The organism is Chromobacterium alticapitis, from assembly GCF_002924365.1.
Classification (GTDB): domain Bacteria; phylum Pseudomonadota; class Gammaproteobacteria; order Burkholderiales; family Chromobacteriaceae; genus Chromobacterium; species Chromobacterium alticapitis.
In genome coordinates, this window is record NZ_PQWB01000036.1 from 40,517 (window position 1) to 58,743 (window position 18,227).

The 18,227-nt window shown below is 64.5% G+C and carries 17 protein-coding genes and 3 tRNA genes; 14 read left to right on the forward strand and 6 right to left on the reverse strand.

Going from position 1 to position 18,227, the window contains the following annotated elements; genetic code table 11:
- Positions 1–4: 4 nt before the first annotated feature.
- Positions 5–2,689, forward strand: coding sequence for a TonB-dependent receptor plug domain-containing protein (locus tag C2I19_RS09810; RefSeq protein ID WP_103902518.1), 2,685 nt, complete (start codon positions 5–7; stop codon positions 2,687–2,689).
- Positions 2,690–2,805: 116 nt separating this feature from the next.
- Here C2I19_RS09810 and C2I19_RS09815 read toward each other — a convergent pair.
- The 4 genes from C2I19_RS09815 to C2I19_RS09830 all read right to left on the reverse strand — a co-directional run bounded on the left by C2I19_RS09815 (position 2,806) and on the right by C2I19_RS09830 (position 4,348).
- Positions 2,806–2,880, reverse strand: a tRNA-Glu gene (locus C2I19_RS09815).
- Positions 2,881–2,883: 3 nt separating this feature from the next.
- A tRNA-Arg gene (locus tag C2I19_RS09820) sits at positions 2,884–2,960 on the reverse strand.
- 6 nt (positions 2,961–2,966) lie between these two features.
- A tRNA-Ser gene (locus C2I19_RS09825) sits at positions 2,967–3,060 on the reverse strand.
- A 61-nt stretch (positions 3,061–3,121) separates the two neighbouring features.
- Positions 3,122–4,348, reverse strand: coding sequence for an aspartate kinase (locus C2I19_RS09830; protein ID WP_103902519.1), 1,227 nt, complete (start codon positions 4,346–4,348; stop codon positions 3,122–3,124).
- Between the two features lie 324 nt (positions 4,349–4,672).
- Between C2I19_RS09830 and C2I19_RS09835 the strand changes: the two genes are divergently transcribed.
- From C2I19_RS09835 to C2I19_RS09880, 10 genes are all read left to right on the forward strand, one after another.
- The gene (locus C2I19_RS09835) at positions 4,673–5,500 is read left to right on the forward strand and encodes a hypothetical protein (RefSeq protein ID WP_146056772.1); all 828 of its coding nucleotides are present in this window, start codon (positions 4,673–4,675) and stop codon (positions 5,498–5,500) included.
- Positions 5,501–5,518: 18 nt separating this feature from the next.
- Positions 5,519–5,887 (forward strand): response regulator, encoded by a 369-nt coding sequence (locus C2I19_RS09840; RefSeq protein WP_103902521.1) that lies wholly within the window; start codon positions 5,519–5,521, stop codon positions 5,885–5,887.
- Positions 5,888–5,901: 14 nt separating this feature from the next.
- On the forward strand, positions 5,902–6,198 hold the full coding sequence (locus C2I19_RS09845; protein WP_103902522.1) for an STAS domain-containing protein: 297 nt from the start codon (positions 5,902–5,904) through the stop codon (positions 6,196–6,198).
- Entirely contained in the window at positions 6,188–8,371 is a 2,184-nt protein-coding gene (locus C2I19_RS09850; protein WP_103902523.1) for a chemotaxis protein CheA, read from the forward strand. Before C2I19_RS09845 ends, C2I19_RS09850 begins: the two co-directional genes overlap by 11 nt.
- Complete coding sequence (locus tag C2I19_RS09855; RefSeq protein WP_103902524.1) at positions 8,368–9,954, forward strand: methyl-accepting chemotaxis protein; 1,587 nt, start codon at positions 8,368–8,370, stop codon at positions 9,952–9,954. The genes C2I19_RS09850 and C2I19_RS09855 overlap by 4 nt, the downstream gene beginning before the upstream one ends.
- A gap of 17 nt (positions 9,955–9,971) precedes the next feature.
- On the forward strand, positions 9,972–10,520 hold the full coding sequence (locus C2I19_RS09860) for a chemotaxis protein CheW (protein WP_103902525.1): 549 nt from the start codon (positions 9,972–9,974) through the stop codon (positions 10,518–10,520).
- Positions 10,521–10,559: 39 nt separating this feature from the next.
- Positions 10,560–12,110, forward strand: coding sequence for a methyl-accepting chemotaxis protein (locus tag C2I19_RS23005; protein ID WP_199181128.1), 1,551 nt, complete (start codon positions 10,560–10,562; stop codon positions 12,108–12,110).
- Positions 12,111–12,193: 83 nt separating this feature from the next.
- Positions 12,194–12,781 (forward strand): chemotaxis protein CheD, encoded by a 588-nt coding sequence (locus tag C2I19_RS09870; RefSeq protein WP_103902526.1) that lies wholly within the window; start codon positions 12,194–12,196, stop codon positions 12,779–12,781.
- Positions 12,778–13,881 (forward strand): protein-glutamate methylesterase/protein-glutamine glutaminase, encoded by a 1,104-nt coding sequence (locus C2I19_RS09875; RefSeq protein WP_103902527.1) that lies wholly within the window; start codon positions 12,778–12,780, stop codon positions 13,879–13,881. The genes C2I19_RS09870 and C2I19_RS09875 overlap by 4 nt, the downstream gene beginning before the upstream one ends.
- An 8-nt stretch (positions 13,882–13,889) precedes the next feature.
- Positions 13,890–15,095, forward strand: a complete 1,206-nt coding sequence (locus tag C2I19_RS09880) for an EAL domain-containing response regulator (RefSeq protein WP_103902528.1) — start codon at positions 13,890–13,892, stop codon at positions 15,093–15,095.
- Positions 15,096–15,102: 7 nt separating this feature from the next.
- Here the strand turns inward: C2I19_RS09880 and C2I19_RS09885 are convergent, their stop codons facing one another.
- Positions 15,103–16,092, reverse strand: coding sequence for a serine/threonine protein kinase (locus C2I19_RS09885; protein ID WP_103902529.1), 990 nt, complete (start codon positions 16,090–16,092; stop codon positions 15,103–15,105).
- Between the two features lie 89 nt (positions 16,093–16,181).
- Between C2I19_RS09885 and C2I19_RS21725 the strand changes: the two genes are divergently transcribed.
- The 3 genes from C2I19_RS21725 to C2I19_RS09900 all read left to right on the forward strand — a co-directional run bounded on the left by C2I19_RS21725 (position 16,182) and on the right by C2I19_RS09900 (position 17,860).
- Positions 16,182–16,523 (forward strand): hypothetical protein, encoded by a 342-nt coding sequence (locus tag C2I19_RS21725; protein ID WP_146056773.1) that lies wholly within the window; start codon positions 16,182–16,184, stop codon positions 16,521–16,523.
- Positions 16,524–16,571: 48 nt separating this feature from the next.
- Positions 16,572–17,510, forward strand: coding sequence for a cation diffusion facilitator family transporter (locus C2I19_RS09895; protein ID WP_103902531.1), 939 nt, complete (start codon positions 16,572–16,574; stop codon positions 17,508–17,510).
- A 65-nt stretch (positions 17,511–17,575) separates the two neighbouring features.
- Positions 17,576–17,860 carry a hypothetical protein gene (locus tag C2I19_RS09900; protein ID WP_146056774.1) on the forward strand — a complete coding sequence of 95 codons (285 nt, stop codon included), beginning with the start codon at positions 17,576–17,578 and terminating at the stop codon, positions 17,858–17,860.
- Between the two features lie 7 nt (positions 17,861–17,867).
- On the opposite strand, the gene C2I19_RS09905 is transcribed toward C2I19_RS09900, so the two are convergent.
- Positions 17,868–18,137 carry a hypothetical protein gene (locus C2I19_RS09905; protein ID WP_103902533.1) on the reverse strand — a complete coding sequence of 90 codons (270 nt, stop codon included), beginning with the start codon at positions 18,135–18,137 and terminating at the stop codon, positions 17,868–17,870.
- Positions 18,138–18,227: the final 90 nt, after the last annotated feature.

Genomic DNA, 18,227 nt, shown 5'->3' on the forward strand with positions numbered 1-18,227 from the left:
TTCCGTGAAAATACAAAATACTTTTAAGCTCAAAGTCATAACAACGGCGCTGCTAGCGGCAGCCGGCCTGGCCCACGCCGGCGACGCCGCCCAGCCGGATGCGCTGGACAAGGTCACCGTCACCGGCTCCCGCATCGCCCGCTCCGCCAAGGAAGGCCCCGCCAGCGTCACCGTGATCAGCGGCGCCGACATCGAGAAGCAAGGCTATGCCAACGTCTACGACGCGCTGGATGGACTAACGCAGAACACCGGCTTCACCCAGGGAGCGGACTTCGGCAACACCTTCACGCCGGCCGCCAACGCGATCAGCCTGCGCGGCCTAGGGCCCAATCACACGCTGACCCTGATCAACGGCCGCCGCATGGCCGACTACCCCACCGCGTATGACGGCCAGGTCAATTTCGTCAATCTGGCCAATATTCCATCCGCGCTGATTGACCGCATCGAAATCCTCAACGGCGGCGCCTCGGCCATTTACGGCTCGGACGCCATCGCCGGCGTAGTCAACATCATTCTGAAAAAGAAGATCGACGGCGCCAGCATCAACCTCAAGGCCGGCGGCACCGAGCATCACGGCGGCGAGAATATCCGCCTGCAGCTGACCGGCGGCAAAAGCTGGGATCAGCTCAGCCTGATCTACGGCCTGGAACTGAGCGAGCGCCAGCCCATCTGGGCGCGACAGCGCGGCTTCATGTCCAGCTCCACCGCCCAGGGCGAAGCGCCCTCGCCCGTCCTATCCCGCCGCATCGCCGGCGGCAGCTATCTCGACGCCGGCGGCGCCTGCGGCAACTTCGCGGGCCTGTTCGCGGGCAGCGTGCAAACCGTGGGCAACGCGCAAAAGGGCTATTGCGCCAGCGGCATGCTCAAGCCATCCTACTGGACGCTGCAAACCGCCAATCGCAGCCAGAACGGCTTTCTCAGCCTGGATTTCCCGCTCAACGCCCACCTTGAGCTGTTCAGCGACGCCGTGTTGGGATTCAACCATACCGAAAACAACACCCGCGGCCCCAATTGGACTGCCGCGGCCGGTCAGGGCGGCTATTTTCTCAACAACAACACCGGCAACTATGAAATCTGGAACAAGCGCTTCGCGCCGGAAGAACTGGGCGGCGCCAGCCAGTACAATCGCCAATGGGACGATCTATCCGCCAACCTGACGGTCGGCGCCCGCGGCGAACTGAGCGGCAGCTGGAACTACGAAACCGCCTACAATGCCTCGCTTTACACCAGCCGCGCCGCCACGCCCATGCTGCTGGCCGGCGTCAACGACTACTTCCTCGGCCCGCAGTTGGGCGTGGATGGCAGCGGCGTACCCATCTACTCGCCGAATCTCTCGCGCTTCTACCAGCCATTGACGCCGGCCCAGGCATCCAGCCTGATAGGTGACAGCGTCAGCCATAACAAATCCTGGTTGCAAGTGCTGAGCCTGAGCGCCAACGGCGACGCCTTCCAGCTGCCAGCCGGCCCGGCCCGACTGGCCGGACTGGCCGAATGGGGCAGCCAGGGCTTCAGCAACGATCCCGAGCAGAAACTGAATCAGGGCGTGTTCTACAACGCCGGCCCGGCCATCCGCTCCAACGGCGCCCGCTCGCGCGAGGCCCTGGGCGCGGAACTGCTGCTGCCCCTGGCCAAGCCCGTCAACCTGACGCTGTCCGGCCGCTACGACCGCTACGAGATCAGCAGCGGCAGCGAGGGCAAGTTCACTTACGGCGCCGGCCTGGAATACCGTCCGACAGGCTCGCTGCTGCTGCGCGGCAACTACGCCACCAGCTTCCGCGCGCCGGACATGAGCTATCTGTTCCAGACCCAGACGCGCGGCTATTACGCCTCCACAACCGATTACTGGCGCTGCGCGCAAGCCGGCCAGCCGCTGGCCAGCTGCCAATACGCCAACGTGTCGCCCGGCTCCAACTACGTCAGCAACGGCAATGCCAATCTGAAACCGGAAAGCGGCAAATCGTACGGCCTCGGCTTCGTCTGGTCGGCCAGCAAGGACGCCGACCTGTCCATTGATTACTGGAACATCGCCATCGACGACCTGGTCACCACGCTCGATCCCGACCTCCTGCTGCGCACCGAAGCGGCCTGCCGCTCCGGCAGCTACGACATTCACTCGGCGCTATGCCAGGACGCGCTGAACCGCATCGTGCGCAATCCGGCCAACGCGCTGGTGGACCCGGGCGCGATCAACAGCATCGTGGTCAACCCGATCAACGCCGCCAGCGAGCGCACCAGCGGCATAGACCTGAACGCCAAATACCGTCTGCGCACCGCCAGGCTGGGGGAGTTTCTGTTCAAGGCCGCCTATACCAAGGTGCTGACGCACACCTATCAACAGTTTTCCGGCGATCCGGTGCAGGACAAGCTGACCGACATGAGCAATACCGACTGGCCGGACAAGCTGGACTTCACCACCACCTGGCATATCGGCGACTGGACCTCCACGCTGCTGCTGACCCGCTACGGCAAGATCCCGAACAGCGCCGGCACCGGCTACCTGACGCCGACCGTACTGGCCAACCTCAACTTGAGCTACCTGTTGAGCAAGCAAACCACCGCCAGCCTGATCGTCAACAATGTGCAGGATTTCATCAAGAAGGACTATAGCGGCGGCTGGCCCTACTACCCGGTGGGCAGCTACAAACCCTACGGCCGCCAGGCCTGGCTGGAGGTCAACCACAGCTTCTGATGGCGCCACGGGATGCCTCCCGGCATCCCGCGCCGCGGCCGCCTGTTAAAATGGCGCCGCGGCGGCTGAAAACGCAAAAAGCCCAGCATTTTGCAATGCTGGGCTTTTTTGAATCTTGGCGTCCCCACGGGGAATCGAACCCCGGCTACCGCCGTGAAAGGGCGGTGTTCTAACCGCTAAACTATAGGGACAGCTGGTGCACCCGGAGCGATTCGAACGCCCGACCCCCTGGTTCGTAGCCAGATACTCTATCCAACTGAGCTACGGGTGCAGTTTCTGGCGGAGAAAGAGGGATTCGAACCCTCGATACAGGTTTAAGCCCGTATGCTTCCTTAGCAGGGAAGTGCCTTCGACCACTCGGCCATTTCTCCGTTCAGAGAGCGCCATATTAAACAGCGCTCTTCTCACTGTCAAGCGTAAATACAAAAATATTTACGCGGCCTGGTCCAGTCCGAAAACCTTATGCAATACGCGAACCGCCAGCTCCAGGTATTTCTCGTCCACCAGCACCGACACCTTGATCTCCGAGGTGGAAATCATCTGGATGTTGATGCCCTCTTCCGCCAGCGTGCGGAACATGGTGGAGGCGATGCCGCAGTGCGAGCGCATGCCCACGCCGACGATGGAAATCTTGGCTACTTTGTCGTCGGCGTCGATCTTGGCCGCGCCGATATGGGTCTGCACTTCGCGCAGGATGGTCAGCGCGCGGTTGAACTCGCCGCGCGGCACGGTGAACGAAAAGTCCGTGGTACCGTTTTCGCCGACATTCTGGATGATCATGTCGACTTCGATATTGGCGTCGGCGATCGGTCCCAGGATCTGGTAGGCGATGCCCGGCTTGTCCGGCACGCCCTTCACATTGATGCGGGCTTCGTTGCGATCGAACGCGATGCCTGCCACTACCGCCTTTTCCATGCTCTCATCTTCCTCAAACGTAATCAGGGTGCCCTCGCCTTCGTCCTCGAAGCTGGAGAGCACGCGCAAGCGCACCTTGTATTTGCCGGCGAACTCCACCGAGCGTATCTGCAAAACCTTGGAGCCCAGAGACGCCATCTCGATCATCTCTTCAAAGGTCACCGTCTTCAAGCGGCGGGCCTCCGGCACCACGCGCGGATCGGTAGTGTAGACGCCGTCCACATCGGTGTAGATCTGGCATTCGTCCGCCTTCAGCGCGGCGGCCAGCGCCACGGCCGAGGTATCCGAACCGCCGCGGCCCAGCGTGGTGATGTTGCCTTCCTCGTCCACGCCCTGGAAGCCGGCGACGATGACCACGCGCCCCTCCTTCAGGTCGCCGCGCATCACGCCCTCGTCTATCGACTGGATGCGGGCCTTGGTATGGGCCTGATCGGTCACCACCTTCACCTGCCAGCCGCAATAGCTCTTGGCCGGCACGCCGATTTCCTTCAGGGCCATGGCCAGCAGGCCGATGGTGACCTGCTCGCCGGTGGAGACGATCACGTCCAGCTCGCGCGGATCGGGGTAGTCCTGGATATCCTTGGCCAAAGCGATCAGGCGGTTGGTTTCGCCGCTCATCGCGGAGACCACCACCACCACATCATGCCCCTGAGCCTTCCACTTGGCGACGCGGCGGGCCACATTCTTGATGCGCTCGGTCGTCCCGACCGAGGTGCCGCCGTACTTCTGTACGATGAGTGCCATACGTGCTTCTTGATTGATAAAAGGTTGAAATATCGAGCTTCGATTCTGACCATAGAATGTGCAGAATTGCAAGACGGAATTGCCCTCGCCTTATCCCGGAGCGGAATATGGCGTCTTCCCCTCTCCGTCCGCAGGCTGTTTGCATCCCCTCGGCGCAAAGGCTACAAACAGTAAGAAGACTATATATCCGCAAGACGGGACCCCCGCATGATCGCCCCTGTTCAACCCTGGCGCTGGATTCGGCTGGAAATCGGCTTGGCCGTCAACGGGGGCCTTCAATATGCTTTATTCATAAATCATCCCCTGTTCTGGCCGGCTGTAGGCTTGAGTTCCCTGCTGATCGCGCTGCTGCTGCTATGGCCCATTCCGGCGGCGGCGCCCGCCCCCGCGCCGGAGGACCCGCAGCATGCCGGTTATTGGCATAGCGTGGCGGCCCATGTCTACGCCCTGCTGCCGCTATGGGCCGGCCACATCGCTCTGGGACGCGAACAGATAGACGACGCCGCCGGCCAGCTCACCATCCGCTTCGACGCGATGCTGAGCCAGTTGGGCGGCAGCCAGGACCCGGCGGCCGATCCGGCCCACCCCGTGATCGCCGCGCAAGGCGCGTTGAGCGATGCGCTGGAAACGCTGCAGTTGCCGCCGCCGCTGCAAAAACGCCTGCAGCCTCAAGTGCAGCAGCTGAAGCAGGCCGGCCGCCAATTGGCGGAGATGGTTCAGAACCTGCTCGGCACGGCAGACTCTCCCCCATCCGCGATAGAAAAGATCAACGAACAGGCCAGGCAGTTGCTGCGGCAACTGGAATCCCTGGATGGCGACATCCATGCCAGCTGCCACAGCTGCAAGCTGCGGATGGACGGCGCTCCATCCAGCGTGGACCTGCAAACCACCATACAGGAGGTGCTGATTCATCTGCAGTTCCAGGATCGGGTCAGCCAGATTCTGTCCCATGTGCAGAACGACATCTGGCAACTGGAAACCATGCTGCACGAGGCTCTGCACAGCGGCGGCGACGCGCTGCCGGAGCCGCCGGACACAGAGGCCTGGCTCAATGCGCTGAAAAACAGCTACACCACCCATGAGCAACGCGCGCTGCACAACCGCGAACACAACGACAAGACACCGGGTGCGAGCGACATCACATTCTTCTGAACGACGGGGAAGCGGCATATGACCAAAACAATATTGATCGTCGACGACTCCACCACCTTGCGGCAGGTGGTGCGGATGACGTTGGTCGGAGCCGGCTACGAAGTGCTGGAGGCCGGCAACGGCGTGGAGGCGCTGGACATTCTGGACGGACGCAAAATCCACTTGATCATCTCCGACGTCAACATGCCGCAACTGGATGGCATCGCCCTGCTCAAGAGCATCAAGCAGCTGCCGCATTACAAATTCACTCCGGTCATCATGCTGACCACGGAATCGGCGGAAGATAAAAAACTCGAAGGCAAGCAAGCCGGCGCCAAGGCCTGGGTGGTCAAACCCTTCCAGCCTCCTGCGCTGCTGACCGCAGTCAGCAAGCTGATCCTGCCCTGAGCCCGGAGGGAGACATGACGCTTGCCCTGTCCGCCGGCCACGAACAAACCATCTACCAAGCCGCGCGCTGGCGCGCGGAACTCGAACAGGCGCTGCAAAGCGGCGAAGACATCCTGCTGGATTTGTCGGCGCTGGAGGAGTTCGACTGCGCCGGCGCGCAGGTGCTGATCTGGCTTAGGCGGGAAGCCGAGCATCGCAAGCGGCGGCTCCGCCTGGCCGACCCCAGCCGATGCGTGGCGGAGTTCGCGGCGCTGCTGGGATTGGAGCGGGAGCTGTTGTCAAACTCGGAGGGGGGCGGCGATGGATCTTGAACAGGCGATGCAAACCTTCCTGGAGGAGGCGCGCGAACTGCTGGGCGAGATGGAGGGCATCCTGCTGGACATAGACCCGGAACACATCGACGCCGAGCAATTGAACGCGCTGTTTCGGACCATGCACACCATCAAGGGCTCCGCCGGGTTATTTGGCCTCGATGAGATCGTCCGCTTCGCCCACCAGGCGGAAAACCTGCTGGATCTGCTGCGCGACGGCCAGCTGAGGCTGGACGACGAACTGGTGGGCCTGCTGCTGCGCTGCCATGACCACGTCAAGGCGATGATGCAGGCGCTGGCCGACAAGGCCGATCTATCCGCCCTGCGCGACGAAGCGCTGCTGGCCGCCCTGCTGGGCTATCTGGCCACGCCGCAAGCGATGCAACCTCCGCCTGCGCCCCCGCTGCGGCACAGCCCGCCGCCGGCCGAACGCTGGCTGCTGTCGCTGCGCTTCGGCCCCGACGTGCTGCGCAACGGCCTGGATCCCTCATCCTTCATCCGCTACCTCGCCACGCTGGGCGAGATAGAAGACATCTGCCCCATCAGCTGCAATCTGCCTCTCAGCGAGGATTTCAACCCAGAGACCAACTACCTGCGGCTGGAACTGCTGTATCGCAGCGATATAGGCGAGCAAGCGGTGAACGAAGTGTTCGACTTCGTCCGCGAAGACAGCGAGTTGCACATCTGGCCGCTGCGCGCCGCCGCCGCCCACCTGGACGAAGCCTGCGCCAGCGCGACGCCGCAAGAGGCGGCGGACATCCGCACGGCCTGGCAGCGCCTGGGCGCGATCGACGCAATCGACTCCTGGCAGCCCCCGCCCGTCCCGCCGCCCGCAGAACCGCCTCCTCCACCCGCGGCCGCCCCGGCCGACAGTCCCCGGCAAGCGGAAGCGCCCCATGCCGCCGAAGCCGCGCCGGCGCCTCCGGAGGGCCGCCGCCAGCAGGAAAGCAAATTTCTCAAGGTGGAAGCCGGCAAGCTGGACAGCCTGATCAACCTGATAGGCGAACTGGTGATCGCCGGCGCCGCGGCCAACCTGATCGCGCGGCGTTCCCAGCAGACGCAGTTGGTGGAAGCGACGCTGACCATCGCCAATCTGATCGAGCAGATCCGCGCCGGCACGCTGTCCATGCGCATGGTGCAGATAGGAGAAATCTTCCAGCGCTTTCCGCGCGTGGTGCGCGACGTGTCGCGCGAGCTGGGCAAGGACATCCAGCTGCACATCGTAGGCGCGGAAACCGAGCTGGACAAATCCATGGTGGAAAAACTGGCAGACCCGCTGCTGCACATCGTGCGCAACGCCATAGACCACGGCATAGAGCCGTCCGACGCGCGGCTGGAGAGCGGCAAGCCGGCCCAGGGCAATCTATGGCTCAACGCCTACCATGAGTCCGGCAGCATCGTCATCGAGGTAGCCGACGACGGCTGCGGCCTCAACCGCGGGCGCATCCTGGCCAAGGCGCGCGAGCGCGGCCTGCTGGGGCCGGACGACGAGCCGCCGGACGAGGCGGTGTTCCAGCTGATCTTCGAGGCCGGCTTCTCCACCGCGGACCAGGTGACCAATCTGTCCGGCCGCGGCGTGGGCATGGACGTGGTCAGGCGAGGCATAGAGCAGTTGCACGGCGCGATCGAAATAGACAGCGAAACCAATCTGGGCTCCACCTTCCGCCTGCGCTTGCCGCTGACGCTGGCCATCATCGACGGCTTCCTGGTCGATGTCGGCCGCTCCACCTTCGTGCTGCCGCTGGAAGCCGTCGTGGAATGCATAGAACTGCCGGCCGGCCTGCCGGAAAACGGCGTGCACGACTGCATCAATCTGCGCGGCGAGTTGCTGCCGCTCCTGCATCTGGGCCGCTTCCTCGAACTGCCGCCCATCGCGGCGACGCGCCGCAACGTCGTGGTCGCGCAGTACGGCGAACGCAAGGCCGGCCTGGTGGTGGACGCGCTGCAAGGCGAGTTCCAGACCGTGATCAAACCGCTGGGCACGCTATTCAGCTCGCAGAAGGCGATCAGCGGCTCCACCATACTCGGCACCGGCGAGGTGGCGCTGATTCTGGACGTGCCAGCGCTGATCCAGCACGCCTGCCGCAAGGAGGCCGAGCGTTTCCTCCACACCATTCCGCCCGCCGCCTGCGGCGCGGCCGAAGAACCCGCCACGCCACGGAGCTCGCCATGACGGCCATACGGGACATGCGCATCAGCACCCAGCAGGCGCTGGGTTACGGCTCTATCATCGCGCTGTTGTTGCTGTGCGTCGCGGTCGCCCTTCTCGGTTTCTACGATCTGGGCGAAGTGATAGACGGCATCACCCGCGTCAACAACGTCGAGGCCAGACTGGCCCACCAGTTGCTTGAGCAGAACCAGCAGATCCGCATCGACATCCGCGGCGCATTGCTGGCGGACTCACCGGGCGAAACCGCGCGCGCCGAGCAATCGTTCGAAGACTCGCTGCGCCGCTACGAGGATAGCGAACAGCAACTGGCGCAAATGTTCCAGCGCGAAGCGAACACTACCGCGCGGGAGCGAGAGATGATAGGCGCCATCCAAAACGCCGGCAAGGAAGCGCATCAGGACTATCGCCAGGCCTTGACGCTGGCGATGCAGCAAAGAGGAACCGATGCGCGCGCGATGCTCAGCGGCAAAGGCGGCCGGCTGAACAGCGCCATCACGGCGCTGGCAGACTATGAAGACCAGTTGAACGACCAACTGGCGCGGCAAAGCGAGCAAGCCACGACGGACAACCGCAATCGGCTGTTGGCCCTGGCCGCCGCCGCCATCGCCGCCAGCGCGCTGATCGCGGCGGCCACCCGCCGCCAGTTGCTGCGAACACTGGGCGGCGAACCGAGGCAGGTAGCGGAAATGATGCGCGAGATCGCCCGCGGCAATCTGCTCAGCCGGATCGCGCTGCGTCCAGGCGACCACTCCAGCCTGGCGGCCTCCATCACCCAGACCGTGCAAACGCTGGCCGCCATCATCACGGAGGTCAAAAACGGCTCGGAAAACCTGTCAGTCGCCGCCCAGCACATCCACTCCACCTCGCAGATGCTGGCGCAATCGGCCAGCGAGCAGGCGGCCGGCCTTGAGGAAACCACCAGCTCGGTGCAGCAGATGTCCCACTCGATCAACCAGACCAACGACAACGCCCAACTGACCGAGGGCATGGCGGAGAAAGCCTCCAGCGAGGCCGCCGCCGGCGGACAGGCTGTGCAGGAAACCATACGCGCGATGCGCCAGATCGCCGACAAGATCAGCATCGTCGACGATATCGCCTACCAGACCAATCTGCTGGCGCTGAACGCCGCCATCGAAGCCGCCCGCGCCGGCGAGCACGGCAAAGGTTTCGCCGTGGTGGCGGCCGAAGTGCGCAAACTGGCCGAACGCAGCCAGGTGGCCGCGCAGGAAATCAGCGCGCTGGCCAAGAGCAGCGTGAGCCTGGTGGACCAGGCCGGCGGCCTGCTGGAGGCAATCGTCCGCTCCAGCGGCCGCACCGCGGACCTGGTGCAGGAAATCGCCGCCGCCGCCGGCAAGCAGTTCGGCGGCGTCGGCCAGATCAGCCTGGCGGTGCAGCAACTGAACCAGGCCACGCAGCAGAACGCCAGCGCCAGCGAGGAATTGGCCGCCACGGCGGAGCAGATGAACCGCCAGGCCGAGGGCCTGCATGAGCTGATAGGTTTCTTCCACCTCGGCGCGCCGCCTGCCGGCGACCGCCGAGCGCTGCCGCAGGCCGACGGGCCGGGCCGCGCTTTCATGCCGATGTGAATCGCGGGAGACGAGTCATGGCCGCTCTGAACATGCTTCGCCGCAGCGACGGCGCCCCAGCCGGGGACGAGCCGGACGAAACCCGGCAGTTCCTCACCTTCCAGCTGTCCGGCGAGACCTTCGCCGTCAGCATTTTGCGCATACGCGAAATCCTGGAGTACATGGCGCCGACCACGGTGCCGCTGATGCCCTCCTTCATCCGCGGCGTGATGAACCTGCGCGGCGCCGTGGTCCCGGTGATAGACCTGTCGCTGCGCTTCGCCCGCGAGGAAACGGCTATCCAGCGGCGAACCTGCATCGTCATCATCGAGATGGAGCACGCCGAGCAATGCCAGCTGTTGGGCGTGCTGGTGGACGCAGTGCACGAGGTGCTGGCGATAGCGGACAGCGAGATCGAGCCGCCGCCGCAGTTCGGCAGCAAGATCCGGGTGGACTTCATCGAGGGCATGGCCAAGGTGGAGGGCCGCTTCGTGGTGCTCCTGAACGTGGACAAGGTGCTATCGCTCGAGGAAATGTCGCTGCTATCCGAGCTCGGCCACCAGGAAACGGCGGGGGAGGAAGGATGAGCCGCCCTCTCGCCGCGCCTAACCGACGGAATACCACCTATGGCTGACTTCACTCTACGCCGCCAGTTCAGCGCGCTGATCGCCTGCGTGCTGCTGGGACTGGGCCTGCTCACCGCCACCGCCTGGATGGGGCTGCGCGCCGTGATGATCAACGGCGCGCTGTACCACCAGGTGGTCATAGGCAAGGACTTCATCAACGATCTGGACCCGCCGACGCTGGAGCTGGACGCCAGCTTCCTGCTGGTCAATCTGCTGCGCAACACGCCGGACCCTTCCATCCGCCAGCAGTTGCTCAATCAGCTGCGGCTGCGGCGCGAGGCCTTCTACGACTCGCAAAGAAAATGGCTGGCCAGCGACTTGCCGGCTGACATGCGCGCTCGGCTGCGGCAACAGGTCACGCCGACAGCGGACGCCTTTTTCCAGGAGGTCGACACGCAAATGCTGCCCGCCCTGGACGCGCACGACCAACTGGCGATCAACCGCGCTTTCGACCGCCTGTCCGCCGCTTATGATCTCAACTACCAGGCCATCCTGCCGCTGATAGACAAGACCAACCAATTGCAACGGCAAATGGAGGCCGAGGCGGAGCGCACCACCCAGCTGACCTTCGCCATTCTGGGCGGAGTCAGCGCCGGCGTATTGCTGCTGCTGACCGGATCGTTGACCTGGATCTACCGCCGCCTGGTGCGGCGGTTGGGCGGAGAGCCGCAGCAGGTGGCGGCCATCGCCCGCGAAGTGGCCGCCGGCCGGCTGGACCTCGAAGACAGCCCGGCGCCGGACGGCAGCCTGCGCGACGCGATGCAGCAGATGTGCCGCCAACTGCGCGCCACCATAGGCGAAGTCAAGGACGGCGCCGACGGCGTCTCCTGCGCCGCGCAGCAGATCAGCGCCACCGCGCTGACGCTATCGCAGGGCGCCAGCGCCTCGGCGGCCGGCGTCGAACAGAGCTCGGCCTCGCTAGAGCAGGTTTCGGCCTCGGTCAGCCAGACCAGCGACAATTCCCGCGCCACGGAAGCCATCGCCGAGAAAGCCTCGGACGAAGCCACCGAGGGCGGCAAGGCGGTGCAGCAAACCGTGCGGGCGATGCGCCAGATCGCCGAACGGGTGGGCATCATCGACGACATCGCCTATCAGACCAATCTATTGGCGCTGAACGCCGCCATCGAAGCGGCCCGCGCCGGCAAGCACGGCGCCGGCTTCGCCGTGGTGGCGGCCGAAGTCCGCAAGCTGGCCGAACGCAGCCAGGTGGCGGCGCAGGAAATAGGCGAGCTGGCCGAACACAGCGTCAGCGTGGCGGAACAGGCCGGCAGGCTGCTGCAGGAAATCGTCCGCTCCAGCGCGCGCACCGCCGATCTGGTGCAGGAGATCGCCGCCGCCACTCAGGAACAGGCCGGCGGCATCGGCCAGATCAGCCAGGCCATCCAGCACCTGAACCACACCACGCAGCAGAATGCCGCCGCCAGCGAGGAGCTGGCCTCCACCGCCGCCGAAATGACGCAGCAGGCCGAGCGCCTGCAACAGGCCATGGCCGTTTTCCAACTGAATAGACTGCCCCAGCCGCCCGCGCCCGACACGCCGTTCCGCTTCTAATGAATGGACACGGCGCGGACTGTACTAGATTGAAAAGAAAGCGCGGCGCCGGCTAGCTGGCGCGCAACAAGGGAGTCACCGCCATGGCGCCGTCCCCGCCATCCGCAACAGGCAGTCCGTCCGACAAGCGCTCCGCCTCCAACCCGCCCGCCGCGCCCAGCGGCGACGCGGTATTTCTGCATCCCGGCGAATGGCACTTCGGCGGCGGGGAGACTCGCATCCGCACGCTGCTCGGCTCCTGCGTGTCCATCGTGCTGTGGCATCCGCAGGCCCGCATCGGCGGCATGTGCCACTACCTGCTGGCCCAGCGCAACCACCGTCGCACCGAAACGCTTTCCGGCCGCTACGGCGATGAAGCCATGCTGCTGCTGCTGCGGGAAATCCTGGCTAGCGGCCTGCCGCTGCAGGAGTTCCAGGCGCGGCTGATAGGCGGAGCCTCCATGATGCTCAGCAGCGAGCGCAAGCTCAGCCACGACGTGCCGACGCGCAATATCAGTCAGGCCCGCGCCATGGTCAAACAGCTGGGGCTGCGGCTGCACGGCGAGGAGCTGGGCGGCAGTTGCCCGCGCCTGGTGCTGTTCGAGGTCGCCAGCGGCCACGTCTGGATCAAACAATCGCAAGAGGCCGAGCTGGACTCGATGCCGACAAGCAAAACAAGGACGCGCACATGAGCATCAAGGTTATGATCGTCGACGACTCCGCCGTGGTCAGGCAGGTGCTGAGCCAGGTATTCGACAAGGCGAGCGGCATCGAGGTGATGGATGTCGCCAACGACCCCTATATGGCGATGGACAAGATGAAGGCGCAGTGGCCGGACGTCATTGTGCTGGACGTCGAAATGCCCCGGATGGACGGCATTACCTTCCTGAAACAACTGATGGCCACCCGGCCGACGCCGGTGGTGATCTGCTCCTCACTGACGCAAAAGGGCACCGACATCAGCATGCAGGCGCTGGCGGCCGGCGCGGTGGAGGTGATCGCCAAGCCGGCGGCCGGCGTAAAAGGCTTTTTAGAAGACAGCGCCAGCCAGCTGGTGATGGCGGTGCGCAGCGCCGCCGCCGCCCGCATGAGCCGAGTGCGGGTCATGCCGTCCGCGGCCTCTCCCGCCGCCTCGTCCGCTACTGCGGCATCCGGGCTGGAAACCCGGCCCAAGCTGTCGGCTGACGCCATTCTGGCGCCGCCCACCGGCAGCAATGTGTTCGCCACCACCGAGCGCATCATCGCCATCGGCACCTCGACTGGCGGCACCCAGGCGCTGGAAGCCATATTGACCGAGCTGCCGCGCACCTGCCCCGGCCTCGCCATCGTCCAGCACATGCCGGAAAAATTCACCCGCTCCTTCGCCGACCGCCTGAACAGCCTGTCGCAAATCGAAGTGAAGGAAGCCAGCAACGGCGACCGCATCCTGCCCGGCCGCGCGCTGATCGCGCCCGGCGGCAAGCACATGATGGTCAAGCGCAGCGGGGCCTATTACCAGGTGGAAGTGGTGGACGGGCCGCTGGTCAGCCGCCACAAACCTTCGGTGGACGTGCTGTTCCGCTCCGCCGCCAAGTTCGCCGGCCGCAACGCGCTGGGCGTCATCATGACCGGCATGGGCGACGACGGCGCGAAGGGATTGAAGGAAATGCATGACTGCGGAGCCAAGACCATCGCTCAGGACGAAGAAAGCTGCGTGGTGTTCGGCATGCCCAAGGAGGCGATCAAGCTAGGCGCCGCCGATGAGGTGATGGCGCTGGAAATGATCGCCAAAGCGATCTGCCGACAGTCATAGGCGGCGCTATGACAAAGCAGATAAACGACGTGCTGGTGGTGGAGGACAGCGTGGTGCAACGGCAGCACGCCTGCAATCTGTGCGAGCAGCTCGGCATCGCCCAGCCGCGCCAGGCCGCCGACGGCGCCGAGGCCCTGGCCCGGATGCGCGAACGCCTACCGGACCTCGTTCTGATCGATCTGGAAATGCCGCATATGGACGGCGTGCAACTGATCCAGCAGATGGCCAAGGAAAACCTCGCCGTTCCCATTATCGTCACGTCAGGCAAGGATTACCTGCTGATCTCCACCGTCGAACTGATGGGACGGGAGCTGGGCCTGCAGGTGCTGGGCGGCATCAAGAAACCCTTGCAAAAACCGGCGCTCGAGGACTTGCTCAGGCGCATCTGGGCGCCCCGGTCCGAACACGGAGCCGAACAAGAACTCAGCGGCGAGCAGGACGTGCGGCTGGCGCTGGACCAAGGGCAGCTGCTGCCCTATTTCCAGCCCAAGGTGACGCTGGACGGCGGCCTGCTGAAAGGCGCCGAGGTGCTGGTGCGCTGGCGCCATCCCGAGCTGGGCATCATTCCGCCTTCGCGTTTCGTGCCGGTGATAGAAGCCTGCGGCTGGGCGACCGAGCTGACGCTGGCCATGCTGGAGCAAGGCCTGGCGCAATGGCAGGAGTGGGCGCGGCGCGGCCTCAGGCTGCCGCTGTCGGTCAATCTGTCCGCGCTGTCGCTGAAGGGCACGACGCTGGCCGACGAAATAGACCAACGCATCCGCGCCAGCCGCGTGCCGCCGCGCTTCATCGTGTTCGAAATCACCGAGACCGCCGTCGCCGACAATCTGGCCGAGGCGATAGGCATAGCCGCGCGGCTGCGGCTCAGCGGCGTAGGCCTGTCAATAGACGACTTCGGCACCGGCTTCGCCACCTTCCAGCAGTTGATGCGCTTTCCGTTCACCGAGCTGAAGATAGACCAGTCATTGGTGACCTCCGTCGCCAACAAGCCGCACCTGGAGGCCGTGTTCAACAGCATACTGGAGCTGGCGCGGCGGCTGCAGCTGACCACGGTGGCCGAGGGCATAGAAACGCCGACCGACCTGTCCTTCGTCGGCGAGCGCGGCTGCGTGATGGGACAAGGCTATTACTTCGCCAAGCCGCTGTCGGCCGAACAATTCGAGGGCTGGGTCAAGCAGCGCCTGCAACGCAAGGCCGCCAAAGCCGAAGAGAGCTGAAGCGTCCTCAGCTGGACCACAGCGGCGGCTCGTCCATCAGCGCGATCTGCTCGCGCAGCGCCAGGATCTGCTCCTCCCAGTAGCGCGCGCCGCCAAACCACGGGAAGGCCGCCGGAAACGCCGGATCATGCCAGCGCCTCGCCAGCCAGGCGCTGTAATGGATCAGCCGCAGCGTGCGCAGCGCCTCCAGCAGATTCAGCTCTCGCAGGTCGAACTCGCAGAAATCCTCGTAGCCGGCCAGCACCTCGGCCAGTTGCCGCGACTGCTCGGCGCGGTCGCCGGATAGCAGCATCCACAAATCCTGCACCGCCGGACCGGTCCGGCTGTCGTCGAAGTCCACGAAATGCGGGCCGGCATCGGTCCACAGCAAATTGCCGACATGGCAATCGCCATGCAGGCGCAGCGTCTCCGCCGAGCCGGCGCGCTCAAAGCAACGCGCTGCGCCGGCCAGCGCCTGCTCCACCACGCCTCGGTACACCAGCGCCAGCTCCGGCGGCAGCCAATCGCCGGCCAGGATGAAATCCGCCGGTTCGCGGCCGAAAGTCTGCCAATCCAGCGCGGGCCGGTGCCGATAGCGCTCGGTCTTGCCCAAGGCGTGGATGCGGCCGAGAAAACGGCCTATCCATTGCAGCGTGTCGTCGCGGTCCAACTCAGGCACTCGGCCGCCGCGCCGCTCGAACAGGGCAAAGCGGAAGCCGCCATGGCTATGCAGCGTCCGTCCCTGCAAGGTCAATGGCGGCACCGCCGGAATCTCGCGCTCCGCCAATTGCAGGCTGAAAGCATGTTCCTCCAGGATGGCCTCGTCGCTCCAGCGTTCGGGGCGGTAAAACTTGGCCACCAGCGGCGGACCCTCGTCCATGCCTAGCTGATAAACGCGATTTTCATAGCTGTTCAAGGCCAGCAGGCTGCCGCTGGCCTTGAAGCCCGCGCTCTCCACCGCGTCGAGGATGGCGTCCGGCGTCAGCGAGGCGAAAGGGGGAAGCTGTATGTTTTCCATGTCCGGATTATAACGGCGGCGGCCGCGCAGCGGCCCGCCATCTGCTAATTGTTAATCAAGGCCTTGTTTTCATGCACTGGAGCGCTGCGATGAAACCGCATTTCCCCCATCCCCATCTGCACATCAGCGGCGAACAGCTGCAACAGGGTTCCGAACGCTGGGCCGACCTCACCTGGCAGGGATGGAAGCTGCTGTTCGACCGCGCCGCGCGCCGCCAAGCCTGGCTGCGTTTGCGCGAGCATCGGCTGCGCGCGCGACGTTCTGGGCGGCCTGGCCTGTTGGCTAAGCGGCAGCCTGGTGCTGCTGGCCATGGCCTATCTGTTGTATTGGATCTCGACTCGCTGGTAAACCCTGATTTTGAAATGGTCTACGCGGCTCATTCTCGTTTTCATTATCATTTAGATTTGCAATTGAATTTTAATGACCGATAGTAAAAATAATGAGAAAATCACGGCAAGCGAACCGCAAGGACGACCGAGATGCATCACTCCCCGCCCCATTGGCAAGACGAAACCGACAGCGCCGAGCGCCGCCGCGCCGCGCGCGTCAGCACCCTGGTCAGCTCGGCGGTCAATATCGTACTGTCCATCGTGCAGATCGTCGTCGGCGCCTGGGCGCACTCCGCCGCGTTGGTCGCTGACGGCATCCATTCGCTGTCCGACCTGATGGCGGACTTCGTGGTGCTGTTCGCAGGCAAGCACAGCGGCAAGGAACCGGATCATGACCACCAGTACGGCCACCAGCGCTACGAAAACGCCGCCTCGCTGGTGCTGGGCCTGCTGCTGCTGGGCGTCGGCGGCGGCATGCTGTATTCCTCCGCCCATAAATTCATGCACCCGGAAGACATTCCCTCAGTCCACTCCCTGGCGCTGTGGATAGCCGCGCTGGCGCTGATCGCCAAGGAGAGCCTGTTCCGCTACATGCTGGCGGTGGCCAAGCGCGTGCGCTCCGGCATGCTGGTGGCCAATGCCTGGCATGCCCGCTCCGACGCGGCTTCCTCTCTGGTGGTGGCCGCCGGCGTCGCCGGCAATCTGCTGGGTTATCCGATACTGGACCCCGTGGCCGCGCTAGTGGTTGGCCTGCTGGTGGGCAAGATGGGTTGGCGCTTTTCCTGGGACGCGCTGCACGATCTGATGGACCGCGCGGCCAGCGAAGAAGACGTGGCAGCCATCCGCGCCACGCTGCTGGAAACGCCCGGCATTGTCGGCGTGCACGATCTGCGCACGCGCAAAATGGGGGACTTGATCCTGGTGGACGTGCATCTGGAGGTGGATGGCAGCATCAATGTCTACCAGGCGCACGCCATTACCGAAGAAGCCCGGCGCCGGGTGCTGAACGGTCACCCCGTGCTGGACGTGATGACGCACATCGATCCAGCCGAACACTACCGCGCTGGCGGCATGCCCTTGCCCGGCTGAGGTTTTTGTTCTGTATTGACAATTTCAGTGCAACTTTTCGCGTGTCGGCGTAGTCTATACAAACCATGACGACAACATTGCACTTCACTCCGCGCTGGCTGCTGGCGCCGCTGCTTCTGCTGTCCCTGCTCTGGCAATTCGAAGCCCGCGCCATCGGCCACGCCGAACTCGCGCCGGCCGCTGCCGCCCCCGCTATCAGCACCTGGAGCGAACAGCTGCCGGTGGACACGCCCTTCCTGCTGGTGCAAGAGGTGCGCGACAACTTCCGCCGCGCCGACGCCAAACGCGATGCCGGCACCCCGGTGCGCGACATCGCCGCGCTGCCTCCCCGCCCCAACGACGCCGGCTAAGCACTGGCTACAGCGTCGCAGCCGGCAGGCGCTGCGGATGGCAGAGCGGGCAGTTTGGATCGCTGCAATGAATCGAACCGCCATGCACCCATGCCCGCAATTGAGCCAGCCTGCGCTCTTCGCTCAGGCCGCTTCGCTTGTCCTGCGACAAGACGGCGCTACCCTGGCTGGCCAGAGTCGGTTCCGTCGCCAGGAACATGGGTTCCGCTTGGCTGGCCGCCGCCGCGCCCAACATCACTCCGCTTGCGCTCAATACGAAAACCAGACGCTTGCTCATGTTTGACCTCTCATTCGATTCCATCCTGATTCCATCATAGCGCTACCCGGCGTCGCGGACATGACAAACCCCGCCGCAGCGGGGTTTTTC